This is a genomic window from Owariibacterium komagatae (assembly GCF_045865535.1).
Taxonomy (GTDB): Bacteria; Bacillota; Clostridia; order Oscillospirales; family Ruminococcaceae; genus Ruthenibacterium; species Ruthenibacterium komagatae.
This window is the reverse complement of sequence record NZ_AP031406.1, coordinates 126,763-152,989: the sequence shown is the minus strand read 5'-3', so window position 1 is coordinate 152,989 and position 26,227 is coordinate 126,763. Positions and strand designations below refer to the sequence as shown.

27 protein-coding genes are annotated in these 26,227 nt (G+C 51.5%); 1 reads left to right on the top strand and 26 read right to left on the bottom strand.

Annotated elements, in window-relative coordinates:
- Positions 1–51: 51 nt before the first annotated feature.
- The 5 genes from ACKTS9_RS00840 to ACKTS9_RS00820 all read right to left on the bottom strand — a co-directional run bounded on the left by ACKTS9_RS00840 (position 52) and on the right by ACKTS9_RS00820 (position 9,343).
- Positions 52–3,774 (bottom strand): hypothetical protein, encoded by a 3,723-nt coding sequence (locus ACKTS9_RS00840; protein WP_407878350.1) that lies wholly within the window; start codon positions 3,772–3,774, stop codon positions 52–54.
- A gap of 84 nt (positions 3,775–3,858) precedes the next feature.
- Positions 3,859–4,215 carry a hypothetical protein gene (locus ACKTS9_RS00835; protein ID WP_407878348.1) on the bottom strand — a complete coding sequence of 119 codons (357 nt, stop codon included), beginning with the start codon at positions 4,213–4,215 and terminating at the stop codon, positions 3,859–3,861.
- Positions 4,216–4,479: 264 nt separating this feature from the next.
- Positions 4,480–6,735 carry an AAA family ATPase gene (locus ACKTS9_RS00830; protein WP_407878346.1) on the bottom strand — a complete coding sequence of 752 codons (2,256 nt, stop codon included), beginning with the start codon at positions 6,733–6,735 and terminating at the stop codon, positions 4,480–4,482.
- 52 nt (positions 6,736–6,787) lie between these two features.
- Positions 6,788–8,071, bottom strand: coding sequence for a YqaJ viral recombinase family protein (locus tag ACKTS9_RS00825; RefSeq protein WP_407878344.1), 1,284 nt, complete (start codon positions 8,069–8,071; stop codon positions 6,788–6,790).
- 63 nt (positions 8,072–8,134) lie between these two features.
- Positions 8,135–9,343: a hypothetical protein gene (locus ACKTS9_RS00820; RefSeq protein ID WP_407878342.1), complete on the bottom strand. Its 1,209-nt coding sequence runs from the start codon at positions 9,341–9,343 to the stop codon at positions 8,135–8,137.
- Positions 9,344–9,735: 392 nt separating this feature from the next.
- Between ACKTS9_RS00820 and ACKTS9_RS00815 the strand changes: the two genes are divergently transcribed.
- Positions 9,736–9,882: a hypothetical protein gene (locus ACKTS9_RS00815; RefSeq protein WP_158097859.1), complete on the top strand. Its 147-nt coding sequence runs from the start codon at positions 9,736–9,738 to the stop codon at positions 9,880–9,882.
- 127 nt (positions 9,883–10,009) lie between these two features.
- Here ACKTS9_RS00815 and ACKTS9_RS00810 read toward each other — a convergent pair whose 3' ends face one another.
- The 21 genes from ACKTS9_RS00810 to ACKTS9_RS00710 all read right to left on the bottom strand — a co-directional run bounded on the left by ACKTS9_RS00810 (position 10,010) and on the right by ACKTS9_RS00710 (position 26,184).
- Entirely contained in the window at positions 10,010–10,597 is a 588-nt protein-coding gene (locus ACKTS9_RS00810; protein ID WP_143259603.1) for a hypothetical protein, read from the bottom strand.
- A gap of 204 nt (positions 10,598–10,801) precedes the next feature.
- Positions 10,802–11,332, bottom strand: coding sequence for a DUF1064 domain-containing protein (locus tag ACKTS9_RS00805; protein WP_087290420.1), 531 nt, complete (start codon positions 11,330–11,332; stop codon positions 10,802–10,804).
- Positions 11,329–11,721, bottom strand: coding sequence for a PH domain-containing protein (locus ACKTS9_RS00800; RefSeq protein ID WP_087290422.1), 393 nt, complete (start codon positions 11,719–11,721; stop codon positions 11,329–11,331). The genes ACKTS9_RS00805 and ACKTS9_RS00800 overlap by 4 nt, the downstream gene beginning before the upstream one ends.
- Before the next feature lie 5 nt (positions 11,722–11,726).
- A complete protein-coding gene (locus tag ACKTS9_RS00795) occupies positions 11,727–11,942 on the bottom strand; it encodes a hypothetical protein (protein WP_205456661.1) in 216 nt (71 codons plus the stop codon).
- A 10-nt stretch (positions 11,943–11,952) separates the two neighbouring features.
- Positions 11,953–12,564 (bottom strand): signal peptidase I, encoded by a 612-nt coding sequence (gene lepB, locus ACKTS9_RS00790; RefSeq protein ID WP_407878338.1) that lies wholly within the window; start codon positions 12,562–12,564, stop codon positions 11,953–11,955.
- A 1-nt stretch (position 12,565) separates the two neighbouring features.
- Entirely contained in the window at positions 12,566–14,806 is a 2,241-nt protein-coding gene (locus ACKTS9_RS00785; protein ID WP_407878336.1) for a type IA DNA topoisomerase, read from the bottom strand.
- A gap of 196 nt (positions 14,807–15,002) precedes the next feature.
- On the bottom strand, positions 15,003–15,434 hold the full coding sequence (locus tag ACKTS9_RS00780) for a type II toxin-antitoxin system PemK/MazF family toxin (protein WP_087290431.1): 432 nt from the start codon (positions 15,432–15,434) through the stop codon (positions 15,003–15,005).
- Positions 15,422–15,670, bottom strand: coding sequence for a hypothetical protein (locus ACKTS9_RS00775; protein WP_087290433.1), 249 nt, complete (start codon positions 15,668–15,670; stop codon positions 15,422–15,424). Before ACKTS9_RS00775 ends, ACKTS9_RS00780 begins: the two co-directional genes overlap by 13 nt.
- Before the next feature lie 112 nt (positions 15,671–15,782).
- Positions 15,783–16,724: a hypothetical protein gene (locus ACKTS9_RS00770; RefSeq protein ID WP_087290436.1), complete on the bottom strand. Its 942-nt coding sequence runs from the start codon at positions 16,722–16,724 to the stop codon at positions 15,783–15,785.
- An 18-nt stretch (positions 16,725–16,742) separates the two neighbouring features.
- Complete coding sequence (locus tag ACKTS9_RS00765; protein ID WP_205456665.1) at positions 16,743–17,897, bottom strand: hypothetical protein; 1,155 nt, start codon at positions 17,895–17,897, stop codon at positions 16,743–16,745.
- Positions 17,898–18,146: 249 nt separating this feature from the next.
- Positions 18,147–18,701 (bottom strand): hypothetical protein, encoded by a 555-nt coding sequence (locus ACKTS9_RS00760; protein WP_087290440.1) that lies wholly within the window; start codon positions 18,699–18,701, stop codon positions 18,147–18,149.
- Between the two features lie 14 nt (positions 18,702–18,715).
- Positions 18,716–19,156 (bottom strand): HNH endonuclease, encoded by a 441-nt coding sequence (locus tag ACKTS9_RS00755; RefSeq protein WP_407878329.1) that lies wholly within the window; start codon positions 19,154–19,156, stop codon positions 18,716–18,718.
- A 53-nt stretch (positions 19,157–19,209) separates the two neighbouring features.
- On the bottom strand, positions 19,210–20,394 hold the full coding sequence (locus ACKTS9_RS00750; protein ID WP_407878327.1) for a WGR domain-containing protein: 1,185 nt from the start codon (positions 20,392–20,394) through the stop codon (positions 19,210–19,212).
- Between the two features lie 50 nt (positions 20,395–20,444).
- Positions 20,445–20,735, bottom strand: a complete 291-nt coding sequence (locus ACKTS9_RS00745) for a hypothetical protein (RefSeq protein ID WP_407878325.1) — start codon at positions 20,733–20,735, stop codon at positions 20,445–20,447.
- Between the two features lie 13 nt (positions 20,736–20,748).
- Positions 20,749–21,225, bottom strand: coding sequence for a hypothetical protein (locus ACKTS9_RS00740; protein ID WP_407878323.1), 477 nt, complete (start codon positions 21,223–21,225; stop codon positions 20,749–20,751).
- Between the two features lie 115 nt (positions 21,226–21,340).
- Positions 21,341–21,652, bottom strand: coding sequence for a hypothetical protein (locus tag ACKTS9_RS00735; RefSeq protein WP_087290450.1), 312 nt, complete (start codon positions 21,650–21,652; stop codon positions 21,341–21,343).
- Positions 21,653–21,781: 129 nt separating this feature from the next.
- Positions 21,782–22,267 carry a hypothetical protein gene (locus ACKTS9_RS00730; RefSeq protein ID WP_407878320.1) on the bottom strand — a complete coding sequence of 162 codons (486 nt, stop codon included), beginning with the start codon at positions 22,265–22,267 and terminating at the stop codon, positions 21,782–21,784.
- Positions 22,268–22,454: 187 nt separating this feature from the next.
- Positions 22,455–23,036, bottom strand: coding sequence for a hypothetical protein (locus ACKTS9_RS00725; RefSeq protein WP_205456671.1), 582 nt, complete (start codon positions 23,034–23,036; stop codon positions 22,455–22,457).
- Positions 23,037–23,102: 66 nt separating this feature from the next.
- Positions 23,103–23,405 (bottom strand): hypothetical protein, encoded by a 303-nt coding sequence (locus ACKTS9_RS00720; protein ID WP_087290456.1) that lies wholly within the window; start codon positions 23,403–23,405, stop codon positions 23,103–23,105.
- Positions 23,406–23,558: 153 nt separating this feature from the next.
- Positions 23,559–23,816, bottom strand: a complete 258-nt coding sequence (locus ACKTS9_RS00715) for a hypothetical protein (protein WP_205456673.1) — start codon at positions 23,814–23,816, stop codon at positions 23,559–23,561.
- A gap of 283 nt (positions 23,817–24,099) precedes the next feature.
- A complete protein-coding gene (locus ACKTS9_RS00710; protein WP_407878317.1) occupies positions 24,100–26,184 on the bottom strand; it encodes an Ig-like domain-containing protein in 2,085 nt (694 codons plus the stop codon).
- Positions 26,185–26,227 lie beyond the last annotated feature (43 nt).

Below are 26,227 nucleotides of genomic sequence, written 5' to 3'. Positions count from 1 at the left end.
GTTGCCAGGCTTGTGCGGCTTGGCGCCCCCGCTGAAGCGGGAGCGCTTTTGTTAGTTTTTCTCGCCTTTACCAACAGGGTTGTCCGCACTGTTGAGCGGGCCCTTTTTGGTTCTGCGAGCCAGTTCAAGGGCTTTACGGAACTGCTTGCCCTCATCAGCAGTGTAGGATTCACGGATTCCGAGTTCTTTCCGAATTTCCTCGATACCCTCAATCCCTCCGCCGTTCTCGGTTGCGAGTGCAGCCGCGAGCTGTTCAGGAGTGATGTTAGCGTCCAGATAAATCCGTCCGGTGTTGCCGTGATTATTAGTGTACATGTACCCGACCTTTCCGTTTTCAGGCGGCATTTCGAGGTCGTCGAGACGGGAAACCACGGCTCGCGCCACAACAGTTTCTCCGTTCTCGTTCTGGTAGCTGTACCGGAAATCGGGAGAAGCGTCCTCGCCGGTTCCACTGAAGCCCATTTTGAATTCCGGGCTCCAGTTTGTACCATTGTCGTGCTCTCCGGCAAAGGATACACTCTTCACTTCTGGATTGGGAGCGAAGGTGACGTCCGGGTTATCCATTGCGCTGATGCCAGTGCTCTGAGCAAATTCTCGGGCCCCGCTGCTGTCATTGTCGTGGCTGTGGACGACCATATCGGCCACCTGCTGTGCAGAAGCCCCTTGCGGCACTTCGATAGTGCCGACGGACTCACCCTGCGCATTGTAACCAGTCCATACATCGCTGCCATTGACGCCAGCATCGGTACGGGCCATTGTCACGCCGCCAACAGAGAAGTTGGTATCGGGGCTGCTTGCATCGGCAGGAGCCGGGCTTGCTGCCTCGAAAGAAACGTCGGAACGACTGAATCCAGTAACTCCAGCAGTTTGGGTAAACTCGCGGACACTGTCATTGTCGCCGCCGCCGCTGACGACCATATCGGCCACCTGCTGTGCAGAAGCGCCCTGGGGAACTTCAACAGTGCCAATGGACTCACCCTGCGCGTTGTAGCCGGTCCATACATCGCTGCCATTGCTGCCAGCATCGGTACGGGCCATTGTTACGCCGCCGACAGAGAAGCTGGTATCGGGGCTGCTTGCATCGGCAGGAGCCGGGGTTGCCGCCTCGAAAGAAACATCGGAGCGACTAAATCCAGTGACTCCGGCGGCCTGAGTAAACTCGCGGACGCTGTCATTGTTACCACCGCCGCTAACCACCATATCGGCCACCTGCTGTGCAGAAGCGCCTTGGGGAACTTCAACAGTGCCAATGGACTCGCCCTTCGCGTTGTAGCCGGTCCATACATCGCTGCCATTGCTGCCAGCATCGGTACGGGCCATTGTCACGCCGCCGACAGAGAAGCTCGTATCGGGGCTGTTTGCATCGGCAACTCTTGCCGGTTGGGCAGAGAACGAAACATCCGAACTGGTATAGCCACTGATTCCGGCAGCCTCTGTGAATTCACGAAGGCCACCTTTATCTTGACCACCATTGACAACCATATCGGCCACCTGACGTGCAGAAGTCCCTTGCGGAACTTCGACAGTGCCAACGGAATTGCCTTGAGAATCGTAACCGGTCCAGACATCTTTGCCCTGGTTCATGCCGCCAACGTCGGTACGGGCCATCGTGATACCGCCAACAGAGAATTTCGAATCCGGGCTATTCTCGATAGGAGTACCGGCAACGGACGAACCGCTGATATCAGTGTTCACGCCGAGAGTGGTGTGCGCGCCCGACATGGATTGTTTCGGGTCAGAAGCGTCAGTTCCGGCCTGATACTTTGCCATAGTCTCAGGGCTCGCAGAGCCGGTAAATACGGCGCCAACCTCTTCCGCCGTCATATTGGCGGGAGCATTGAAAGCGGAGTCTTTGCCATCATCCGATGTTACGGTAAACATCGCTGTTTTGCCGTCGAGGCTCTCGCCGCTCGTGCGTGTAACTTCGGCCTGATGGGTCTTTCCATCCACGCCAGTGTATGTTGCTGTCGCAACGCTTCTGGTGGGGTCAGAAATTTGAGATGCGGAGTAAGTTGCCGACGTAGGCTGAGCAGGACCATTCTGTGCCGGAGCATTGGTGTCCATGTCGTTTAGCCCGGAGACCTTGCTCAGGGTGACACCATTAGCTGTCTGTGTTGCCACAGTAGCGGAAAGATTACCGTCTTTATCTACCGACAAACCAGTGACTTTCTGGTTTTCGGCAAGGCCCATCGCTTCACCCATATGCGCCTTTACAGCATCGCTGTTCAGTACCTGCGGCTGGTCTGCCGCCAATGCTTTCATCGCCTCTGCTCGTTCCTGAGCCGTCGAACGGGACAAAGCACCATTCATGGACGCTTTCATCATATTGTCCTGCATGGTGTGGGCTTCCGATACGGCGCCGCCCACGCGAGTTCTGATGTTCTCGCCCGTCTTGCGGATACCGCGAACAATGTTGTTTCCAGTAACGGCTCCAGTAACGGCTCCAGCAACGCCTCCGGCCGCTGTCTTGGTGCCGCTTTTGAGCATCTGTGCTGCGACTGTGGGAGATACCTCGCCTTTGATTGCGCCCTTGACGCCGGCCGCAGCCTGAGTCGCGCCTTTCACCAGCGCATCGCCAATGGGCGGTTTCTTTATGCCACTGGTCGCATTCGGAGTAACTGGGCTGTTGGGAGAAGAACCTTTTCCGGAGAAAAAGCCGTTTTCGCCGAAGTTTTCCAAACCGGCCCTACCGCTTTTAATCACGCCTCCCAGTGTATGGAACGCGGCCCCCATACCGAGCAAGTCAGACAGCGGGTCGCCGCTCAACTTAACGTTTGTGGCGCCGACGGCATTGAAAATGTCATCCAACTGCTGGATAATTTTGAGGAAACCATATGTGACGAGTGCCCACACAAGGAAATTGGTGGCATTGCCCGTTGCATAATCCAGAGAGCCAAACAAGCCAGACGCAATCCCGATGCACCAGACGTTCAGTAACCACAATACACCGGAAGAAATAAATACCGAAAGACTCTTCTTCGCGATTTCGATGCCGCTTGGACTGACACCGCAGGCTACCGCCAACGGGGACAGATACACATAGACAATCATTACCACAAAGCGCTGTGTCATCTCGAGAAGGAACTTCAGGTAGTTCCACATAATCAGAATAAGCAGCACGCAGCTCACGAGAATGGACGCAATTTCTGCAAGTTCATTTGCGAGAATGCCCGGAATAGGCGCACCCACTTGAGAGAAAAAGTTTCCAAACCCGCCAAAGGCGTTTGTAAACGCCTCGGAAAGGGATGGAATGGTCGTCGTACCGGATTGAGCGTACCAATCGTTCAGCAAACTTGCATAAACATCCTGAAACATTCTCAGCGCACCCTCGGCGAGAGGTTGAACAACGAATGTAAGCGGAATGAAAATAAGCGCTCTTGCAACAATGCTGCCCGTAGAAGTGTTTTGCTTGGTTCCAAGATATGGTCCGAAAAACACGGTCAAAAGCTGCCACAGCAAAATGACCCCAGCAATCGTTGTCGAAAGGATTTGAATGACCGGGGCAAAATTGGCGAACGCACTCAGGACGTGCATCTGCTGAAGCTCATCGTAGTCGATAGACATGGCTGTGAGGAACACAGCCGCAATCGTTTCGAGGATGCCGAGGACAAATTGGCAAATCGTACTGATGAGCCATCCAAAAATCGACATGAGAATATCGCCGATGCCTGCATAGGCGGGCACTACGCCGACGAACAACGCGACAAGGCAGCAGGTGATGATGATGGACCTTTTCTTGAATTGTCTTGTTTTTTCTTCAAGTAATGTCGGCATTATTAAGCCTCCTTTCAGCTCCCGACATTATAGCCAGAAAAAAGCGCCGCCCCGCTGAGGGACGGCGCCTTGTCGCTTGCAGGCTTAGAACTGAGAGCCGATGGTGCTTGCCAAGTTGATGATGAAGGGCACAGCATAGATGGCAACAATGCTGATAACAATAGTTACCACCCAGGCGCGGTAGGTTTCTACCTTCTTCTGAGACTGGCTGACCAGCATCATAATGAAGCAGAATACCAGCGCACAGCCGGCGATGGGCACCACGATGGACTTCAACGCGCTTTCCAAAGTGGCGAAGATGTTGCTCATGGTCGAGGTAACATTGCTCCAAACGCCATAGTTCGCATACGACATCATCGTGGTGAGAATCAGGGCGTTCATGCCCGCCATTACGCCGACAGCCTTGTTACGGATGCCAGAAACGGCAGAAAGTTTATTCATTGGTATCGCTCTCCTTTCTTAGCCTTCGCTACGATTTGGACTTTGTGGAAGTGGATGCGCTTTTCCGGAACACAAACGCATATGTACTCACGGAATCAGCTCATACCGATGTCCATGATAAATATGATACGGACTTTTCGGGGTGAGACAATCTTCTCGCAGGCCATTCGGATGATAAATTTCCTTATTTTCAAATCGCATTGTAATTAGCCAAAAAAGAAAAAGCCGCCACCCATTAAAGGGATGGCGGCCGCATAAAAATGATTATTTCCCAGACTCGGCGTAGCGCACAATGCGCGCCGCGAGCAGGTCTCGCTTTTCTTTGCTCTTCACGGTCAGCACGGCTCGGTTGATAGAGCTTCGGCTGCCAATGATGAGAACATTCTCTCGGGCCCGGGTCACAGCGGTATACAACAGATTTCTCTGGAGCATGGCCGCTTGCGTCATGGAAGTGGGATAAATGATGGACTTGTATTCTCCTCCTTGACTTTTATGTACTGTAATGGCATACGCCCAATCCAAGTTTTTCAACTTGTCCGGCGTATACTCCACTTCAGTGCCATCAAAGTCAACAACGACAACCGGCACGTCCTCCTTTCGGATTTCGCATATAATGCCGATTTCGCCATTCATTGCCTCACTGGTGTTTTTGAGATTCATCACACGGTCTCCCACGCGCCAGGTCTTTCCGCCGGCCTTTAAGAACGCTTTATCGGCGGACGGTGGGTTTGCGATGTCACGGAGAATCGGATTCAGGGATTGAGTGGAGAGCAACGTCTCTACGGTAGTCTGCCCATTTTTCGATGCCATCTTTTTTCGCGGCGTCAAGACATAGGTTTGGTCGAGCCCAAAGTATTTGATGCTCCACACGAACGCCCGCTTAACCTCATCAAGAATCCTCTGAGTCTCCACAGCGATATCGGCGTTAGAAATCTCCTTGTATTGGAAATTTCCGCCGAATTGCAGATTCGTATTCCCCGCATTGATGGCGTAGGCTGCGTCAACAATGGCGCTGCCAGCCTCTTGCCGGAAATTCCGGTTGAGACGAGTAGTCTTAATTTTTTGAGATGAAATCATCGCATCCAACACTGCGCCCGGAGAAACAGACGGAAGCTGGTCAATATCACCAACAATTACAATGCGCGTATTGGACGAAAACAGGATGGAATCAAACAGGAAGCGCATCAAATGGATGCCCAGCATAGACGATTCGTCTACGATAACGAGTCCGCCGTCGATTCCCACACTGTTGCTGTCGTCAAATCCTTCCGCCGATTCGCTTGGTGTCAGGCCGAGAGCCTTGTGAACAGTTGATGCCGGGAACCCACATGCCTCGCTCATGCGCTTTGCTGCAAGTCCGGTGGGAGCCAACAGCGTAACGTTCGCATCGGGGAATGTTGCCCGGTAGGCATCCAGAATTGCCTTCAGAACAGTGGTTTTGCCAGTGCCTGGGCCGCCCGTAAGAACGCTCAGGTGATGGGATGCCACAGCCTTCACAGCTTCTTCTTGCTGGTCTGCCAATTTGACTTCCGGATGTTTTGCTTCCCATTTTTCAAACTCTTTGAGAAACTTTTGAGATTCCGACGGTGGAATTTTCGACCGGGTAAAATTCACGATGTAGCTTGCCAACGTTTTTTCGGCGACGAAGTCCGCAAAACGATAGCAGTACCGAGCCGCAGATACCAGCGTTCGGTTTTCGTACATCTTTTTAACCTCAACATCATAGATTGTCTGGTCAACACCGAGTAGCGTCAGGGCCGCTCTCTGGACATCCTCTTTCAGTGCAATGATAGAGGCGTGCCGACCTTCGATAGCGCGGAGGGCGCTCAAGATGCCGCACTGCACCCGTTCTGAACTGTCTTTTTGGCACACACCAAGCGAAAGAGCAATAGTATCCGCATCTTTAAACGGCAGGGTGTGGTCGTAGACCATTCGATATGGTGTCGAATTGATGACGTCGAGAGCATTACTCCCGTATTTTACGACAACTTTCTGTATAATTTCGCCGGTGACAGCGCCACGCAGGGCCTTTGTGAGTTCTGCGGTGGCATTTGCACGCCGGATTGCATTGCACACTTTGTCTGCTCGGGAACGGTTCATTCCTTTAATATTCGCCAGCAGCCAATCTTCGTCAAGGACCAGATTCCGAATATCGCCATTCAGAACGCTGCAAATTCGTGCAGACATCTTTTTGCCGATACCTTCGATAGATTGCAGGAACTTGAGTGTTCCCTGCTCCGTCGTAGGCAGTACGGCAACAACATATTGTGCGTTGAAAATGTGCTCTTTGTACTTTGCATCGAATCGCCAATCCCCTCCAAGTTCAATCTCCTGCCCCTCATAGTTGGGAGCGGAGAAGGAACCCTTTGCCGTAAATTCATCCGGCATGTCCTTCTCGCTAAATGGGAAAAGGTCGGGAGCGTATTTGGCGCTTACCTTCATAATATGGAAGTTGTCAGATTCATACAGCATCTTTTTGAAGACACTGCAAATCCGAACTTCCTCACCAAGTTGGACCATAAAACCCTCCAGTTGCGGCGCCGGGTGAAAATCACTGCGGCGCCGCCTGAATTTAGCCTATTTTTTCCTTTTTTATCCGCATCGACCGACTGGCCTCTGTCGGATAAGAAACGTATTCGGCATAGATTTCCGGATGATTGAGCCTGAGTTGCTCAAAGTCAATCTTCCGCTGGCCGCGCCTCGGTTTGTAGGATAGGCTGTAAGCCTCCTTTCCATCCGTGACGCGGGCAGTGTAATGCCGACCAATCGCTTCGATAAGCGGGAGCATTGCCTCCGCCTGCTCTTCTTCAAGTTCTCGTACCAGAGACCGTTCCTGAGACAACAGACTGTTGATACCCTCGATTTTTTTGACGTCCTCCAGAAATTCCCTCGGGAGGGAAACCGTTTGCAGCGCGGCATCGGCCTCACCGCTGTATCGGCGTATGCAGGACGCGAGATTTTTGGGGTCGCCAAGCAGCAGGTCGGGCGGAACCCTGGTCAGAACATGATTCATCCAGAAATCTTCACAGACCTTGACCTGATACATCTCCTCGTCAAGGTCCCGATAATAAGTAATGGGAATAATATTGTCCCGGTCGAACATGACCACAAGGACACTTTCCCATACGCCCATGATGTGCTGGCACTGAATCAGCTGCCTTTTATAGTGCTGCGGGATAGCCCATTCCTCGAAATACTCGCCCGTATTCGGGTCGAGCACCGGTTTACGCCACCCATCCTTGTTTTCGGCAGAAGCTGTTTTGAACTCGACGTGGATATAACTGCCATCTCGCAGCTTCATCATTCGGTCGAGGTTTGCCGTCAGGAACGGGCGAGCCGGAGAACTGTAAATATTGGTGTCAACAATCAGCTCATGGCCCGGCCAAAGATACTCGCAATAACGGTGCATGATATCTTCGGCGATATGGCCGAAATCAAAATACCACTGGCGCTTTTTGCTGTCCGGCATACTGGGGTCAATCCCGTATTTGTCGCACAGCTCTGCGAGCTCGGCTTCCAGTTTTGTGGGCGGAGGCACCTGTCCGGTCTTTTCATAATACAAGTCCAGGTTTGTTGTCCCCGGATACGGGCATTCGCCGAACACATGCGACGCAGCACTCGAACCGATGGACCGAACTCGTCTTCTTTTCCACTCTTCTTCCGTCAGCCCACTCGCATCAATACGGTCGGGCTTTTTCGGATGAAGCGGGTCAAGGAATGCGATTGCCTCGGGAGATGCATTGCGCATTGCCTGTTCAATCACATGCTTCATGTGAGGCGTTTCGATTGCCTCGTGATAGTTGATGTTCTGTCCGATTCCAGCGAAACCTTTGCTGGAGCCATCAAAACTTCCCATAATTATCTCCTTTTCCTGAAAAGCCCGGCCACTTTCAAAAGCGGCCGGGGGATTCGGTTTCTGTTACCAGTTGAACGGGCTGACATCCTTGCCGAGCTTTTCCCAGTCGATGACAACAATCGCGCGTCCTACGGCATCTGCCGCAGCGAACTGCCGGCGGTAGTCGTCCGGGAAGTCGCGGGTCACGAAGGTGTACGCATCTACGACGGCCATATAGCAATCGTAGGCGGTCGCCTTTTCCGGGAAAATCGAAGCGAAGAGTTCAGCTGCCTCAATGCACTGTGCCTTGGGCATGCCGAGGGACTTCATCCCGCGCAGCACGGCGGTGTGAGAATTCTCCACCGTGATTTTGTGCAGGTTCTCGATTTCCTGAGCCGCTTTCTCGATATCCGGGAAGATTCCGTCAAAACTCTTCTGCACAGCTTCCTTCATGGCATCCGAGCGTTCGGCAGCGGAACCGCCACGCTTGGTATGCTCTACGTTGAGTCCCTTGGAAATCGGGAAATAGACGTTGCCGGCAACCAAGGAAGGAATGATAGCAACGCTGGAATCTCCCGTATGAGACAGGCGCATAGAGAAGGCCGGGGTAAAGTTGTTTGCAATCAGCTCCGGGAATCCCTTCAGGATTTGCTTGGTATAGGCCGAGAGGTCAACAGTCCATTTGACGATGTTGTGGTTGGCATATGCGATGACGAACTTAGCGTCAGGGCATTGGCGCCGAATCCACGCCTGCATCATATCCATCACGTCCGTCATAGGACAGATGGCATAATTGGGGCCGTTGAAGGCACGCACCTTCTCGTCTTCCACAAGAATTGTGCATTTCGAGCCGTTATTTCCAAACGCATCGAGAGCATTGTTGAGGTTCTCAGAGAGTTTGGCCGGAGAAAATTCCCTCATCCGGTTCCAATGGACGTCATACAAACCCAGCTTTCTCGTGATTCCCCGGATGGCGCTATCACCGACCGGATAGATGTTCCCCTTCACACGAAGCAGCTGAGAGCTGCCGAAGTATCCGCAAGAGGGTGCAAAAATAGAGTCCGAATAGGCTTCATCACTGGCCGAGAACTTCATCGCCGGCGCAGAGCGCAGGGACGCCAGTTTTCCAGCAGCCAGCAGAGGCTCGCTGTCAATGGGAGAGAAGCGGATGTCTGCAAGCCCACAATCATCCGTGTACCAGATAGCTGTGTTTTCTCGGTCTTTCAGAAATTGAGCGATTTCGTTGAGGCTTTTGGTGCAGAATTCAGCATCGTCAAGTACAAAATTCATCATGGTAGTGTCCTTTCCGCCGCGTTACAAAGCGGCTCTCAAAATAAGATTAGGTATGTAAACAAAGAAAAACACGAACTCCGCGTCCATTTCCGATGGCTCGAAGTTCGTGTTTTATTCTTTGATGAAGATATTATATGCTACTTTTCGGGGTGAGCGTTAGTTGTTTGAGCCAGCAATTTCAGCAAGAGGCCGGAGATGAGAAAACAGCCTTCGGGAGCCGCCTACATCTGGTGCCAAATTTGACTTGATGGGGCTAAATATGGTATAATTATAATATAAAGAAGAGAACTCCCTGTACTTAATGAGATGCAGGACAATATAAAGAAGAAAAAGAAGGAGGCTAAGCGCGAACCAGAGAGTTCGTTGCTATTACAGATATGAATAAGACTACTATGAACACCCAGAACGACATCATCTCCAATCGTCCCTACACCGTTGAGAACGGCGTCATCGTCGTTGAGCGTCCCAAGGAAGACCTGTCTGGTCTGCCGAAAAACACCTTCCGTGTCAGCTCCCGTCAAAAGGCGGCTGTAAAATAAATACCCTTTTCCCCCCGCGCAATTCCCAAACAAACAGAGCAGCGTCCTCCTATTCCTGGAGGGCGCTGTTTTGTTGTATAAAAAACCTCCGTCCGGTAGAAAACCAGACGGAGGCGAGACCCACAAATCAGGTCTGATGGGAAGGGCGCCATTTGGGAGCCCGCTTTTTCAATTCAAAATACTTGCGCTCTTTTCCGAAGCGCAGCTTCCCCTCCTTCGGGAGTATGTAACAGTAATCCTCAGCGTCTACGAGAAATCTTTGGGACTCATTTGCTCTGTACAAAACCGTAGACACTTTAATTTCATTTGGGTCTTTCCTCGTCCCCATATCCATGAAGAAGAGGGTTTTGAGTGATTCGATGTAAAGAGCGACTGAACCGTATACTGGTACGCGCTCAAAAACCGTAATTAACCTTTCATCCGCGAGATATGAGCCGATAACCTCAGCGCATTGTTTCCCGTTCTGAAAGCTGTGGCCTAATCGCTCGACCCAGCGTTGCAGAAGATGAGGAGCGTAAACGGTAAGCACGACCGGTTCCGTTCCTGCGAATAGGCATGGAATACTTTCGAATTCGTTTCGCATTTTTGTTGTTCCTTCCAGCGTTTCAAATCTTCCAACAATAAAAACGCGAGCCTCGTACTTTTTCAAAAAGCACAAGATTCGCGTTTTTATTTCGTTTCTAATTTTCCGGTGGTTGTTCAGCAAAATGAGCATTCATCGCCTCACGGCCAGCGTAGGACAGCTTCAGCACATCTATGTTGCGTGAGCGTTATGGAACCACCATCCAGCAATGTTATATACACCCCTTCCATTAAATCGTATTTTCAAAGAAAAACACGGACTCCGCGCCACTTTCGTAACTCGGAATCCGTGTTTTATTCTTTGATAAGTCCAGTATAGTCGTTTTTCGGGGTAGGGTCAATAGATGCGGAATAGCCGGTCGGGATACCGGGCCTTGAGCAACTTCCACTTGAGGTTGAACCCCTCGGTTGTAATGTGCTTACCAGTCTTCTGGTCGAACCCCTTTACATCCTCTACAACACTCTCGCCGTTTTCCATGTAACAAAAATCCGCAAGATAGACGATAGGGTTCACTTGGCTGCCTCGATATTCGAATTCCTCCTGAATTACGAGCGGGACTTGCCGTTTCAGCTCGTGAATCAGTCCGGCCCTTTCGAGCATTTGAAGCTCAAGGCACCGTTTGTATTCCCGTTCGGAATCAAAAACGGCTATGATTTGTCCGAGCCGGTCGTCTTTTTCGTTCACTGCAACGCCCGATTTGTACAAGTAGACTTTTTGATTCCGATACTTCGGCGATTTCTTTTCTTTTTCTTCTGCCATCATCGGCCCAGGGCCCGTAGGCAGTTTCGACGGCTTACCGCCCTGCACAACTACATGAAGGTTCCGGGAAGCGCACAGAGAAGCGAATTCTTCCTCTGTCAACCTCATTTTTCATCGCCCCCCTGGCGCGCCAGCCGGTGATTTTGCCGGTTGAGATATTTTTTATGTTCCTGGTCTTTTGCCTCCTCGATAAGAGCCTGCACCTGCTCGGGATTCTTCACGAGCATTTCCAGATTCGGAAGTTTGTATTGGCGGGTAATCAGGCGCAGTCGTCCGCAATGAAAGATGCGGCCGAGAATGCCGACCTGAGTTTCCATTGCGGCAATCCAGTGAAGCGGGATGGATTGCGTTGTTTTTTGCGCGATTCCTTGCGTCACGCTGATACTGTTCTCATAAAGGACATAATGGTACATGTCCAGCTTGAGTCCGAACAGTGGAGAAAATCCGGGACTCTCCCAGAGAATCTTTTTCCCGCCGTTTTGGTTCTGATTTTTCAATCAAATCACTCCTTTTTGGCCGGCTCTGGCCGCTTTCGGTAAAATGCCTCCAGGTCATCCTGCGCCTTGTCTACATGGTCTGGACAGGCCAAACACTCAGGCAAGGGAGCGTCGGTCATGGGGTCAAGCCAGCCCCGGCAATAAATCCGGTCTTTTACGCCATCATTCCATTCGTGGGTTGGCTCCCCTCGTTTTTTAAGCGCGCATTTCACGGTTGCCATTGCAGTTCCCTCACGCTTTCTCAGCCACATTGGGTAAGAACCCGATTTTTTCCGGGGAAAGAACGATTCGTCCCCGGGCGATAATATCGTCCCGCTCGATATAGTGTTCTTCCCAGTAACGGCAATCGGTGGACTTATTTCGGTTATCACCCATGCAGAAATACTTTCCTTCTGGGACTTCGAACGGGCCGAAATCAAGGTCATCCGGGTCCTCGTTGAGCCATGTCTCCTCGTAGACTTCCCCGTTGATGTAGGTCTGTCCGTCGCGAATCTCAATGACGTCCCCGGGCTCGCCCACAATGCGTTTTGCGTACACTCGGTCATCGTCTTCTACATCGCGGCGGAACATCACAACGTCGCCCCTTTGCGGGTCGTTGTTCCAGTAGTCCGTCCGCAGGCAAATCACAATACTGCCGGTCGGAATGGTTGGATTCATCGACCCAGTGGGGACAAAGCTGACAAGGACAAACACCTTTGTAATGAACAGCACAATCAACGCCGTTCCCGCTGCATAGACAAAGAAATCCCAGAATCCTTTCAGAAGGTTCTTTCCAACTGCCTTGAGCCGCTCGCCGGTAGATGTGGATTGATGCTGGCGGTTCCGACTTTCTTCTTCGCCCATATTATTTCCCCCCCTTTTTCTTCCCTGTCGTTTTTTTCGCAGGGATGTTATCAAAGCTCAAATTCAGTAGTACGCCTTTTTCCGTGTTCTCCATCGTAATGTAGGCGTCATAGGTTTTCCCAGTGCGCTCTGACATAAGGCCTCGCACAAGAACCTTTCCTTCGCTCAGCAACTTTTTCACCATCGCCTCGGTCAGTTTCTTTTTGCTGGCGGCCAGCACCTTGTACACACCATGCTGGCCCTCTTTCCAAATAGTAAATGTGCAGCCTTCACGATATCCTGAACAACCATACCCCTTCTTCCCTTCCACGATGGGCTTACCGCACCGGGGACACGTTCCGATAGATTTCCGCCCGGCGGCTCCAGCCAGATTTGAAAGCTGGATTTTGGGGTATTGGATGGAGGCGACCCGATGGAATGCAGCCAGGACTTCCTGGTAGAGGTCTTCTGGCTTTGCGTTTCCGTCCTGAATTTCCTGCTGGATAGCCCACCACTTTGCAGTCAGGTCCGGCTTGCGAATTTCATCCGGGAGTATTTTGTAGAACTCGCGTCCCAGTGGGGTCGAAATTACGTTTTTTCCCTCATTACAGAGGAATCCCCGCTTTTTCAGCGTTTGGATAATTGCGGAACGGGTTGCTGCCGTACCAATGGAGCCATGTTCCTCCCGGCTTTCCTTATCTTTTAGCAGCAGAAGCCGTTTTGCTTCGGGGTCTGTGACGTACTTTGCAACATTTTTCATATCCTCTTCGAGAGAGGAATCCGTGTATCGTTTGGGAGGCTTCGTCTCCTTTTCCTGTATGCTTGGATTGGACAACACGCACGGATACTTGCCGGCCGGCACATTGGAAAGTGCGCTCACTTCATCGTCCTGTGTACGTAACACCTGTTTGAATCCCTTGGATACCAAGCGCGTGGAAACTGCGGAAAATTCGCTGCCGCCTTTGCCAGGGATTGTGAGCCTGGTCCGTTCCTTCTTGGCGTTCGGCATAAATTGAACCATGTAAAAGCCGCATACGGCCCGATAAACGATTTGCTCCTTTTCGGACAGCTTGCTGATATCAGCTTTTTGTGCGGTTGGAATGATGGCGTGGTGAACGCCCACATTTTTGTCGTTAAATGCTTTGGATTTAATGGAAGAGTTGAGGCCAGGGAACGCCCAGCCAGCGCCGAGATTCGCCTGCACAGCTGCAATAATGCCAGGGGCTTCAGCATGCATATTCTCAGGGAGGTAGCGACACTCTGAACGGTTGTAGGTAATCAGGCCACCGTAGTTCATGCGAAGCGATTGAGTAATTCGCAACGTTTCTTCCGGTGGAATATTGAATTTCTCAGAACAGTACGATTTCAAGGCGCTGATGCTGAACGGAAGCGGCGGGGCTTCCTCACAGGGTTCCTTTGTTACTTCGGCTTCGAACTTACGGCCAGATACGGCCTGACCCAATTTTTCCAGATAGCCACGGTCAAGAATTTTCCCATCCACCAGATGCGGGTCATCTTTGCTGGGGGAAAACCGCACCTGATGCGTTCCGTTCCCTTCCAGAGCTGCTTCAATATCGAGTAAGAAGTATTTCTGACTCGTGTGGCCTTCAATTTGAGCGTCTCGGGCGACAACGAGGCCAAGTGCTGCCGTCTGGACACGGCCGACTGACAGGTTGGCCCCATAGGTATTACTGAAAAAGCGTGACCCGTTGATACCCAGTGCGAAATCTGCAACGCTTCTTGCTCTTGCAGAAACAGCTTTCATGTGCCACGGGGCATTGTCCATTAGGTTTGCCATCGCCTTTTTCAGACTCGCCTCATTCAATGCGCCAGTATCGAGACGTTTAATGGGGCCGGAATAGCGATGCCATTCCAGCAGCTCTTCCACCAGCAGCTGGCCTTCATCGTCAATATCGCCCGCGACAATGACGAGGCTGGCTTTTTTCAGAAGCTCGCCAATCGTCTTCACCTGCTCGCCTTTATCCGGCGCCTTTGAGCCATTTTTCAGGAGAGCCGGGCCTTTGTCGGCCACTTTCGTCCCCCAGTTGTCGAAGAAAATCGGTAATTTTTCGTTCGGCGTGTTCTCACGGGCGTATTCGTCGCCATAGTCCTCTGGGTCTTTGAGTGTAAGCAAATGCCCGTAGCACCATGTAATGCAGTAGTTTCCCTGTTCGATGTATCCGTTTTTCCACGAGGGAGTTCCCGGAATAACCTTGGATACCGCTTTCGCAATATCAGGCTTCTCAGCAATGACCAAATCCATAAACCAGTTGGCGGCCAGCTTTTGGCAGGCTTATCATCGCTCACCAGGCTATGCCGCGTCTCGCCTCCTGTGTTGTATTTTCCTTAATTATATCATAAATCTATATTTTTATCAAATATATTGCCAATTATGGATTTTTGAGACAAAACAAAAAAGGCCCCGAGAAAATCTCGAGAGCCTTTCGGAAGGGATAAAGTTAGAAATTGTCTTGTTGATAGTCGTAGAGCTTGCGACGAGCCGGAGACCTATTGGTCAGGCCAAGGCTTACACAGATAGCAGCATCCACGCCAAGCATATACTCAGCGGATAGTGCGCCGATTTTACGTTTCAGCTGGTTTTTATCCAGTGTGAGGATTTGCTCTGCAATAATGACGGACGGACGGTTCAGCCCGTTACTTTTGCCCGGCAAGACAGGCAGATGCGTCGGCAGAGACTTCTTTTTTTCGAACTGAGAAGTGATAGCCACCGCGATAACGGTTTGGCTGAATCGGTTTCCCGTGTCATTCTGAACAATCAGAACAGGCCGTACACCGCTCTGTACAGAGCCAACAGACGGCTCCAACTCAGCATAGAAAATATCGCCGCGATGAATGGACGGGGCCGTGTTAGGAACACTTACGCCGGGCATTTGTCACTCACCTCCACAACGTCCTCATACGCCAGGATGCGCTTTCGCGTTTCATTTTCACATTGGATGACCATAGTGTTACTGCGAAACTCCAGGACCTTAGCCTGAACGACCCATTTGACGTCGCCCGAAGAGCCTTTGCGGACGAGGAAATTCGTCACGTCGCCCAGGGAAAGGATTGCTGTGCCGAACTGGCCCCTAAAGGTCAGGATTTTATCTTCAAAATAGTGTTTCATCGTGAAAAGCGCAGAATCCGCCCAGACAATGCCAGGCGGAACCGCGCACTCGCCTCCTTATTTTATATTGTATTATATCAGATTTTTGCTGGCCCGCAAAGGAAGACCAGAATCATTCCTCAGCGGGAACGATTTCGAACGAGAGCTTCTGGTATTTCGGCTGCATCCGTTTGACCGCCTGCTGTGCGTTCTTGGGAGAGAACCGCTTTGCGAGCTTGGGAAAGGGCGTGGTGACGATGCTGTACCGCCTTGCGCTGCGATAGTAGTTCGCGCTGCCGGTACGCAGGTCCGTCACCTTGATGTAGACGGCAGGCGAAAAATCGAGCGCACTGGCGCGATGCACCTTTGCCCCGTTCATGCCGGGAATACTCGGGTTCCGCAGGATAGTCACTGCATGCTCATAGGTCAAAATCATCGCGTCTTTCGCGTTGGTTGACCACGAACTGTGAACAGCGGAATACTCTTGCAGGAACGAATTTTTGTGCTTCAGTACCACCTTTTCGTCGGGGTCAAAACTTCGCGTATCGGGATGATTCATCCCTTCCCAAAGGTTGACGACGGGATAAAAGGACGATTTCTCCGGCAAGCTCACCCGCAGTCGTTCCACCCTCTGGGCCCACTCGTCATACTCCTCGGTCGAGCTGACATAGGTGTTCAGCGCCGTGTGGTGCTCATGGTTTTCCCAGACGCTCACATAACACTGGATGCTGGTGTGAGGCCGGTTGTCCAGCAGGATAGCCTCGACCGTGGCCGCACGCCGGATGGCGTTTTTTGCCCACCGAACCAGTCCTGCATCATCAACCCACTTTCCACGGCTCTTCCAGTGTTCCTGATAGGCGCCGCCGGTCATTTTCTGGATATTTGCCATGAAATCTTCCTCAGAAACGCCGACGCGGTTGAACAGGACCCACCAGCCCCTTTCTCCGCGCTCATAGCGGCGCCCGGAAAGAGTCCAGTTGACCTCGGTACAGTTATTGCTTCCGCTGAGGATAGCAGGGGTGATGCCACTCTTGGAGCGGATGAACTGGGTATCGTACAGGATTTCGTAACTCATACTATGTACCTCCAAATTTTATTTTTCAATCAGGCCGAACGGGTCGAATTCCCGTGTTTCGTCCTTGTATGTCAGAATACTTGACGGCATCTTTGCCAGCGGCTTATGGCAGCCGCAGGTGAACGACGTCTCGGTCCCGTGGCTAAACGCAGAGCAGAGTTTCCCGCGTGTGCAGTAAAACTCATTTCCGCAGTAAAGGCACCGGCAGAGGAACCATTGTTCGGTAATCCGTCTTTTGTTTTCGCCGCGATAAGCGCCCGTTGCTTTCAGCACAACGACTCCGCCGGCTTTCATGCCGACGTACCGGCTCTTTCGTTCACAGCTGAGCCCCGGAATAGTGCTGAGACATCCGCAGCTTTTCAGTTCTCCCGAAAGAAGGTGTCGGAGTGGAGCAAAGAACCGGGCCCCACAACCGCAGTTGCAGAGAACGATTTCGTTGTTCAGCTTGGCTTTTGCCTCGATGAATCCGAACCTCCGCATCATCACCTGTTCGCGCAGGTCGATTTCCTCGCTGTACAGGTCGATGTCAAGGATGGACTCATTGACATACCCGACGCCGGCCTTTTTGTTCGTGCAGAACGGGCATTCCTGAATCATCCCTGTCACCAGGGCGGATTCATACGCAGTGAAACTCTGCCCGCACTCGCATTCGCAGAACCAGAGAGACGAATCTCCCTGCTCTCTCGCAATGCCGGTGACGGTCAAGTTCCCGATTTTCTTTCCGAACAGCTCGATTCGAGACGGCCGCTCTATGATTACGTTCTGTTTTTTGCTGCCTTTTTTCATGTTCCGCTTGCGCTTTTCCCAGGCGTATCGGTCTGCTTCCCGCTTGCGTTCTTTCGCGCACTCCGGGCAGTAGAGCTTATTGGCTTTCTCGGCCGTGAATATCCGGGAGCACTGGCGGCACACATTGTACTGAAGGACGATATTCTTTGAGAGCTTTCCATCCTCAAGGTTATCAAAAACGGCCAAATTGTTTTCGAGCATCCCGGTGAGGACCGGGGTCTCTTTGGGCTGATAGGGCATATCATCCGCAAAATACGAAAAAAAGCGTTTTGCCCCGAGCCTGCCCACAGTTTCGTGGAAGACGGGCCGGTAGACGATTCTTCCGTGGCGGACATAGGGTGCCTGGAAATGAAGCGACCATGTTCCCGTGTATTCTTTCTCTCTCATGTTAATTGCCTCGATTATGTATGAATTTGCGTATTGAACGCATCTCTGAATTCCCCCAGCATCCGGGGGTAAAAAATATGAAATCGGCGCCATTGAGCACCGTTACCGGGAGGATGACCTGGTCCGGGAATCTATATAAACAAAGAAAAACGCGAACCCCGCGCCACTTTCGTAGCACAGGATTCGCGTTTTATTCTTTGATGAGGATATTATACGTCACTTTTCGGGGCAAGCGGTAATCCGAATGGCTCAGAGAGCCCCCGATTTCACCAGCCAGAGGCCCAGCGCACGCAGGATTTGGATTTCCGTGTGTTCCGGGCTTGCGAATCTGGACGCAATGAGCCCGTTCCAGGTCCCTTTGGTCCCGTTGATGCCGTTCCTCAGTTTGATTCCTTTTCCGCCAGCCTGTTCCCAGGCATGGAGGTTTTCAGAATAATCATCCAGCAGGACAAATCCGCGATGGATTCGCCCAAACTTTTCGGAAACGATTCCGGCCTTGTTGGCGCCCGGTTCGCAGAAAATCATGCGGGACGCAGCCAGCTCAGGCAGGTGCTCGGCGAGCCAGACGCGCTTGTCCTCTTCCGCCCAGGGATTCCCGGGCATTAGGGCACTCAAGGCGTAGGTCTCGAAACCGAGCTCCTTTTCCTCGGCAATGAGCATGCGGACCGCCTGCACAACGGATTCGTGCGCAGGAAGGTTCCGAAAATATCCGCGCTTCAGCAGTTCTTCATACGGCGTCCCCACCTGCCAGACGGCCAGGGTCCCGTCGATATCGACGAACAGCTTTCTTTGCTTCTCAAACATAAAAATCATCTCCTTTATGCGATTTGCGGCAAATTCCCCATCAGCCCGGACAGCAGGCCCGACAGCGCGTCAGCCGCAGGAGGCCAACCGAATGCCGCAAGGGCAACGAAGGCAATTCCCACCAGACAGGCAAGGCGCAGGACGGTGTAAATAGGCAGGCAGACCCGCCAGAATCGTCCCCGGAATATCCAGAGGCCGCCTTTGCTCCCCTTCTGGCGGTTGCAGCGTCGGCAGGCCGGAACGAGATTCGAGATGTCGTTCACGCCCTTGGGGACGAGCAGCTTTGCCAAAAATCCCCGTTGCGCCAAATGAACAGCGACTACATGGTCCACCTGCATTTTCTCCGGTTTCACGCGGCGGCCGCAGTAAACGCATCGGTATTTACCTCGCACCGGCTGAACGGCGCTTAAAAACTCGTTTCGGTACGATGAATTCCGAGTGTATTTATCGTTCATATTCTCTCCTTTCAAAAAGCGGCCGTTACCCAGATAGGAACGGCCGCTTAACATCAGGCTTTCAGCTCAACCAGATAGCGGATAGTGACCTGAGCCTCGTCGTATACGATGAGTTCGTCATTCCGAAGCATCCCTTTGTCTTTATGTGCAAAAACATAGTTCGCCCCGTTGCAGAACGAGCTCAAGTTCTTCCCCGTGATAGAGCTGTACCGGGATTGGTGGTCGTACACATCAAACGCTTTCCCGCAGGCGACTTCCATAACGCCCATGAAAGCACGACTACTATGACCATTTGCCCAGTAACTGCCGCTCAAACTGGTGTAGCCGGCGGATTTCGATGCGCTGGGCGCAAAATAAATTCCGTGGCCGAACATTTTGCCGGTGATGGCGGCATTGGGATTCAACTTGAGGCCCGTGCTGAGGATGTTGAGCCAGTTTTCATTTTTCGACCCATGCCAGAGAAACTTTTTCTTGCAATCTGGATGAGATGACATGTAGTCCTCAAAGTTCCCGCGTGTGGCCTTCGTGTCAATACGCCATGCGGCATGGTATTTTCCGGCTTGCTGCCCCAGGTGGCGCAGGATGTTTTGCTCTTCTTCGCTGGTCACGTTGGAAACAGTGATTCCAAGTGCTTCCAGAATCGTTTTGTCGGCGGTTTGCCCTTCAATGGCCGGCACAGAGGGACGGATAACGACCTGGCCGCGCATCACATCCAGCAAATTTTGTTCTCGCTGAATAATTTCGCCCATGTCGGACACGGACTTTGCCATGTAATTCTGGACCCGGGACATATTGCGCGGCAGAATCGAGAACAGCTCCAGAAGCAACGCATTGAACTCGAACGTGTTTTTGGATTGGCCGAGCAAAATAAGCTGTCGCTGGGCCGAATCGACCATCTGTATCGTCACCTTGTCCGTGGATACGGTATAGTTGGTTCGGACAATTTGCCGGGAACAATTCAGAAGGAACTGAAACAGTTCGTTGATTCCGTTGTCTTCAACGGGTTTAAACTCCGGCGCAGACGGGGTTCGAGAGGCCTCGACCAACTCCGTCATATCCTTATATCCCTTTCGTATTTTTTCATTGTATTTCTGGTTCCATGCAGACGCAGGGTACGACGCGCTGACGCTGGCCTGACCGATACGACCATACCGGACATTCAGTCTGTCCCCTACGATTTCCATATCGTAAAATTTATTGTTATTCAGTGCTGTTACCATGACGAGATGTGCAAACATAATAATCCTCCACAAAATAAGGGGGCCCGTTTTTTCAGGCCCCCATTAGTTCAGTTGCTGTCGTTTAACTCGGTCAGCTGCCGCTTATATCTGGCGACAACTTCGCAGGCAGATTTGAGCGCAGATTCCAGCCCAGTCCGGACAATATCCTCCAACTCTGCTTGAGCGTCAGGCAAAGAGCTTGCGTCCATGAGCTCGTTGAAATATGTCGTATTCCCGATTCGGCCGCAAAAACGATACCCGCCATCCTCGATATGCAAAGATGCCAGCAGGTCGCCGCCATTCCGTGAGAGCAGGAGATACCTGCCGCTTTCTGCGTATTCGGTGTTCCAATATGCCATGTTTATTCCTCCCTTAATCGTTTTCGTGTTCTTTCAGATTTCCATGTTCATCGGCCGCTTCGCCCCATTGACGGGCGACGGCGTAATCGTAATCAACATGAATGATTTTGCGGGCAATTTCAGGGCCAGCGCCTTCTTTGTTGCCGAGACCGCTTACTACGGCCGCAATCGGGCAATCTGTCTCAGTATCGCAATCACCGGCATACAGACGAGACGTGAACTTCCCAGGATAGTCGCTGTTTGGCAATTCGTTCTCGGACAGCCAGAGCAGGCTGTCACCTTTTTTGCCGTCCACGGTAATCGAGGGAAAGTCATGGCTCTGATATGTAGAAGCGACCAAGGATTCATCCCCGCGTTCCACGATGAGCTGAGCGCCAAGAGCACCGCAGTGGTCGAGCCCGGCGAGTTTTGCCAGAAGCGCCAGTGGAATCTCGCGGGTCTGGGAATTGTTCTGGGCATCCTGATACTGGATAGCAAATTTGATTTTCATAATAATTCTCCTTTTCTTCTTCGAGAAAGTATGTACAAAAAAAGCGCGAACCGCATGCTGTTTTATGGCACACGATTCGCGCTTGATTTGATGGTTATTCGGTTCCGGACGGGATTCAGCCGCTGCATCGTGCAGGGGTGAAGGCTTTCCGGAAATGTTCGAGCGAGACACTGAACTCTTCGAAGCCAGGCTCGTTGTTTTCGTTGAAAAGCGTGACTTTTGTCGCAGACACATCGACAACGATACAGACTTCGCCGGCCATATACGCCAGAGTCCCGTTCACATAGACATCTGTGTAGGTGTTGTTTCCACTTTTTTCTTTGCGGATTTCAACCGACTTCTCATTCAGAGAAACGTTTTCCGCGTCGCCGATGTAGGCGTGACAGAGAATGTCTTCCGAATGCAAATGTTCAAGCAGTTTTCCCATTACTAAAGACTCCCTTCCAAACACAAAAATACGCGAATCATGCGTAGCTTTCGTGCCACATGATTCGCGTTTGATTTCTTTTATGCATCTCAGTATACGGACTTTTCGGGGCGCAGGCAATACCATCTATCAGTTGTTACTCGCCTTGCTTTCTTTAGACTGGGCCGGAAACATTAACCGAGGCGCAGCGCTCACTTTAGCATAACGGTTTCCATCTTCACCCCAAAGGATATCGCAAATAAAATCGCCATCGGGGTCTTCGTTGTCAAAAAACCAGATACGGATGTTATGCTCAGCATCGGCAAATGCTGCCACCAGGAGGGAAAATTGTCTAATGGTCTCAATCAGGTCGAAATCGACACTAATCGTCTGAACCCGGTGGTTTTGGTCGTTCACAAGATTCACAGTGAACCCGTTTTCCTCCAAGCCGCCGGCCACGGCGACAAACCTCTGACCGTCTTCTTCTCCATCCCCGTTCTCATCGTCTTTAGCGAAAATACTCATTTTTACCTGCCCGGTCTGGATGCGCCAAAAAAGCCTGTTCTCGTCTGCCCGCGTGATACCAGCGCAAGCCATTTTTCCCGAATTTTTTTGTGTTTCCATTGAATAACTCATGTGTGACGTCCCCTTTCTTTTTTTCGCAAAAAAAAGCCGCTGATTTCTCAGCGGCTCAACATTTTTCTTAAAATTCCCAACACTGTTTATTATAATAGCATTTTCCCGCCACGTCCATATTTCTGACTCACAAATGTTCTTAGGGTAAAAAGAAAAATCCGGCAGAGCCTCGGCCCGGCAAAAAGAATCAGATGAACTCGTTTGCAAAATCGACCGCTTTGTTAAAGAAATTTCGGCTTGCAATGTAGTCACTCAGATGTACGACCTTGATGCCAGCCAAAAGGTCTTGCGGCCGCTCAAAATTATCCCTAATGGATGGCCCGCTCCATTGTCCAGAATGCCACAAAGCATAATAAAATACTGGACGCAGATACGTTACCTCCGGGCCAAACTCCTTTTCAACGAAAGTATACCAACGTTCAGCAGCAAGGCGCGGATGGTCTGCTCGGTAGTGCGCGCCGTTCATGCCGTTTTTCACAGAATCGTGGATGAGCAGAGCGGCGATAGCCTCTCCCTGAACAACCTGTTCCATCCCGGACAGCCGTAAAAGCTCCATACAGACAGCGATGGTCATTTTCGTGTGCCGCACAAGCCCGCCTTCTCCAGCATCAAAGCGGGAATGATGTTTTCCGGATGAGCTGGATGGTGCCGTCCAGAAATACGACGGAGCAGCCTCATTGAGATATCGAGTAACGGCGACCTTCAGCGCTTCATTCTCGATAAGCGCCAGTTCTTCTGCAAAAACCTGTTCTGCAATATTTTTTCCCATGACAAAATCTCCTTTTCTGCAAACAAAAGCGGGGGACGCATCGCATCCCCCGCTTTCGATTCTTGATTATGCTTTCGCAGCCTCACCATCAACCGAAGTTGCCGGTGTCGTTTCCTGAGCACTCGCCTGGCTTTTCTCCTCCAGCTCCTTCGCAGCCTCACGGGCTTTCTGAATGAAGCGGAAGGTGGAAATCAACAGCATCTCAGCGGCCCAGGCGGCAAAATAGAAGGCGAAAACACATGCCACCAGGACAGTGTTGACGACTTTTTCCGCAATGGAGAAAACCCGTTTCGTGATGTTTTCGGCTTTGCCGCACTTCTTCTTGGCTTTGTGGGCGGCCAGGGCGATGTTCTCATAGATAGCAGACATAATTATGTACCTCCATTTGCTGCCGCCCATATTGGTGCGGTCTTACGCAAGTTTTATTTCCCGATTATACGGGTGCTTGAATCTATATCATCAGCGCCATTAAGCGCTGTTACCGGGAGGACAAACCCGACCCGTGTACTTTGTGGCTGACTGTTAAATCCCGTCCATAACGGAATCTACAATCCTCTGAGCCGCATCCGCTGGAGTAACGAACCCCATGTCGGAAAGCAGATTGCCCAAGACAGCCTCCACATCTACAAAAAAACCAGCGATTACCGCAACAGCACTGGCAACTACCACAATCCCAAGAACGACATTGAGCACCTTGACCCAAGTGCGTTCACGATTAGGGATAACGATGTTGGCGAGCAGCAGCGCGATGATAGAGAAAGCGAAAATCTGAATAAACATAGTATGTACCTCCCCTGCTGCCGCCCAAATGGTGCGGTCTTACGCAGGATATTCTCCCAGTGAAGTGGGTGTTTAAATATAATCATCAGCGCCATTAAGTGCTGTTTGCCGGGAGGATAGAACCTGGCCCGGAAATCTATGTAAACAAAGAAAAAACACGAACTCCGTGTTACTTTCGTAGCACAGAATTCGTGTTTGATATCTTTGATGTTTCTTAGTATACGCACTTTTCGGGGAAAGAAAAGTGCCCAGGGAGTCTATTTTTTCCGAAAAATCTCAAAAATCAACGGAAATATACAAAGTTTTCGTGTGCCTGGCCCGCTCCGTTTGCAGTGAGGGTCCAATCACGGTACACCATAGCGGCCGTGCCGCCCTCGTTCAGCTGCATTCCGAACAGACAGCCTTTACTTGCGAGGAAACTTGCGCACTCATCGGGAGTCAGACCCGCAGACACACCGTCAACCATACCACCCTCTGCAACTACAATCCAGATATCGCCAGGGGTGCCATTAGAACCGATGAAGGTCCGTTGAGTACGGGTCGAATCTCCAGTCGGAACAAGGGCGCCGTTCACAAGGAACGCAGGCTTATACTGGAAAGTATCGGACACATCTCCACGGTCTACGAGGTCACTGAGGAAATACCCATCCAGGTCAAGGCTTACGGTACTATTAAGAATACCGTTTGTTCGACTGTAAACGCCGTCCGAATGGAGAGGACCCTGATTACGCAGGGAGCCTTCGCGAGCGACAGGATAATCGCTGGCTGCTGTTGCACCGTCTCCGCTTACTGTCAGGATGTTGCCGAGGCGCTCATGTGCTGAGAGGGTCGTTTCTGCGCCAAGCCCATAGCCGCCGTTGCCGTTGGCAGTACCAAAGCGAGTGTAGTCGGAAAATACGATATGCGCGGCATAGCAGTTGGCTCCAGTGTCTCCACCAACCCATTCCTTGGTGATGGTGATGTCGCTGGTGGAATCAGTGCGGTGAAGAGGATAATCCAGGACCTCAACCTCAACGGTGCATTTTTGACCAAGCTCATTAGTCACTAAGATTTCTGTAAATCCGCCTGAAACGCCTGTTACCACACCATTCTCGCTCACAACAGCGATGTTTTCATCTTCAGAGGTAAAAGTGTAGTTGGTGCCGCATTCGGGGTTATTGATATCGGTCGTTACTTCGATTGTGGACGTTTCAGACACCCACAAGGCAATGTTTTCGGCAGAAATAGAGTGTGGAGTGCGCTGTACAGTTACCTTGACCGTCTCGTTAATTTCCCCAGCCTGGATAGTCAGAGTTGTTTCGCCCGGGGTCAAGCCACGGATTTTTCCAGCCGCAGAATCGACTTCCGCAACACTGGAGTCTGCAATACTGAATGTCAGGCCGTCAGCCTTTGCCTGTTCGGGCACCAGAGTGTAAGGGATGTTCTGCCATGTATCACTTACCGGTAGAGTCATCGGTTCTGCATTGATGCCTTCAAGTCTGTCAGACGGCACAACGGTCACGGTAATTACGTCGGAAAAATCTCCGGCAGACACGGTAATTTCAGCGACGCCCTCCTTTTTGGCGGTCAGTGTGGCAGCCCGTTCGCCAGGGCTTTCCCACTCGGCTTCTTCTACACTCACGACGCTTGCGTCGGTGCTGGACCATTCCACATCCAACTTGGCAATCGCTTTCTCGAGAGCCTCTATATTCTGGTCCTTGTCTGATTCGAACACAGCGACAACCGTCTCGTTCTGCCCAACCATAACGCTTAGCTCTGAATTCTCAAAAGAAACAGATTTGACGCCGACACCACCGTTCCCGGAAAAGAGCATCCATGCGCCAATAATAACAGCCCAGACAATAGCTGTTACGAGTGCAGCAATCCCTGCCACACGGGGCCACGAGGCTTTTCCCGGCAGTTCGTTCTCCAGGTCATCCCCATAAGTGCCTGCTCCGGTCAGCTCGTTATCATCATCGCCACCCTGCCAAAGATTTTGTGCGAAATTTTCCTCGCCATCCCTATTCTCGGCAGATTCGTCCTCATCTTCTTCACCGAACGGAAACCGGTCCCATTCGCAGTCTTTTTCTTCGGATTGCACCATATTTTCCTGTCTGGACTCAGGGTCCGTCTCATCGACAGCCTGTTCTTCAACTGGTTCTACGGAAGCATCTTTGCTGGAAGCCTCAGCTTTTGCCTCAGATTCCTGGCTTTTTACACTCTGCTCAACAGGCTCAATATCCCGCTCAAGGGTACTGAAACTATTTTCAGCCAGTCCTTGTTCCGGTTCCGATGGCTTGGCTGCCGCCTGGGCGTGTTTCTTCTGTGCCGCCGCTCGTGCGGCTGCCTGTTGCCTACGGCGCTTTTTCTTGCGATTGCCTTTGCTCACTGAAATTATCCCCTTTCGGCTTTATCTGAAACCATTCTATTTC

What these genes read in the sequence shown, in the direction of transcription:
- ACKTS9_RS00840 (WP_407878350.1), bottom strand. Translation starts at nt 3,774, where the DNA reads ATGCCGACATTACTTGAAGAAAAAACAAGACAATTCAAGAAAAGGTCC.
- ACKTS9_RS00835 (WP_407878348.1), bottom strand. Translation starts at nt 4,215, where the DNA reads ATGAATAAACTTTCTGCCGTTTCTGGCATCCGTAACAAGGCTGTCGGC.
- ACKTS9_RS00830 (WP_407878346.1), bottom strand. Translation starts at nt 6,735, where the DNA reads ATGGTCCAACTTGGTGAGGAAGTTCGGATTTGCAGTGTCTTCAAAAAG.
- ACKTS9_RS00825 (WP_407878344.1), bottom strand. Translation starts at nt 8,071, where the DNA reads ATGGGAAGTTTTGATGGCTCCAGCAAAGGTTTCGCTGGAATCGGACAG.
- ACKTS9_RS00820 (WP_407878342.1), bottom strand. Translation starts at nt 9,343, where the DNA reads ATGATGAATTTTGTACTTGACGATGCTGAATTCTGCACCAAAAGCCTC.
- ACKTS9_RS00815 (WP_158097859.1), top strand. Translation starts at nt 9,736, where the DNA reads ATGAACACCCAGAACGACATCATCTCCAATCGTCCCTACACCGTTGAG.
- ACKTS9_RS00810 (WP_143259603.1), bottom strand. Translation starts at nt 10,597, where the DNA reads ATGCTCATTTTGCTGAACAACCACCGGAAAATTAGAAACGAAATAAAA.
- ACKTS9_RS00805 (WP_087290420.1), bottom strand. Translation starts at nt 11,332, where the DNA reads ATGAGGTTGACAGAGGAAGAATTCGCTTCTCTGTGCGCTTCCCGGAAC.
- ACKTS9_RS00795 (WP_205456661.1), bottom strand. Translation starts at nt 11,942, where the DNA reads ATGGCAACCGTGAAATGCGCGCTTAAAAAACGAGGGGAGCCAACCCAC.
- lepB (WP_407878338.1), bottom strand. Translation starts at nt 12,564, where the DNA reads ATGGGCGAAGAAGAAAGTCGGAACCGCCAGCATCAATCCACATCTACC.
- ACKTS9_RS00785 (WP_407878336.1), bottom strand. Translation starts at nt 14,806, where the DNA reads ATGGATTTGGTCATTGCTGAGAAGCCTGATATTGCGAAAGCGGTATCC.
- ACKTS9_RS00780 (WP_087290431.1), bottom strand. Translation starts at nt 15,434, where the DNA reads ATGCCCGGCGTAAGTGTTCCTAACACGGCCCCGTCCATTCATCGCGGC.
- ACKTS9_RS00775 (WP_087290433.1), bottom strand. Translation starts at nt 15,670, where the DNA reads ATGAAACACTATTTTGAAGATAAAATCCTGACCTTTAGGGGCCAGTTC.
- ACKTS9_RS00770 (WP_087290436.1), bottom strand. Translation starts at nt 16,724, where the DNA reads ATGAGTTACGAAATCCTGTACGATACCCAGTTCATCCGCTCCAAGAGT.
- ACKTS9_RS00765 (WP_205456665.1), bottom strand. Translation starts at nt 17,897, where the DNA reads ATGAGAGAGAAAGAATACACGGGAACATGGTCGCTTCATTTCCAGGCA.
- ACKTS9_RS00760 (WP_087290440.1), bottom strand. Translation starts at nt 18,701, where the DNA reads ATGTTTGAGAAGCAAAGAAAGCTGTTCGTCGATATCGACGGGACCCTG.
- ACKTS9_RS00755 (WP_407878329.1), bottom strand. Translation starts at nt 19,156, where the DNA reads ATGAACGATAAATACACTCGGAATTCATCGTACCGAAACGAGTTTTTA.
- ACKTS9_RS00750 (WP_407878327.1), bottom strand. Translation starts at nt 20,394, where the DNA reads ATGTTTGCACATCTCGTCATGGTAACAGCACTGAATAACAATAAATTT.
- ACKTS9_RS00745 (WP_407878325.1), bottom strand. Translation starts at nt 20,735, where the DNA reads ATGGCATATTGGAACACCGAATACGCAGAAAGCGGCAGGTATCTCCTG.
- ACKTS9_RS00740 (WP_407878323.1), bottom strand. Translation starts at nt 21,225, where the DNA reads ATGAAAATCAAATTTGCTATCCAGTATCAGGATGCCCAGAACAATTCC.
- ACKTS9_RS00735 (WP_087290450.1), bottom strand. Translation starts at nt 21,652, where the DNA reads ATGGGAAAACTGCTTGAACATTTGCATTCGGAAGACATTCTCTGTCAC.
- ACKTS9_RS00730 (WP_407878320.1), bottom strand. Translation starts at nt 22,267, where the DNA reads ATGAGTTATTCAATGGAAACACAAAAAAATTCGGGAAAAATGGCTTGC.
- ACKTS9_RS00725 (WP_205456671.1), bottom strand. Translation starts at nt 23,036, where the DNA reads ATGGGAAAAAATATTGCAGAACAGGTTTTTGCAGAAGAACTGGCGCTT.
- ACKTS9_RS00720 (WP_087290456.1), bottom strand. Translation starts at nt 23,405, where the DNA reads ATGTCTGCTATCTATGAGAACATCGCCCTGGCCGCCCACAAAGCCAAG.
- ACKTS9_RS00715 (WP_205456673.1), bottom strand. Translation starts at nt 23,816, where the DNA reads ATGTTTATTCAGATTTTCGCTTTCTCTATCATCGCGCTGCTGCTCGCC.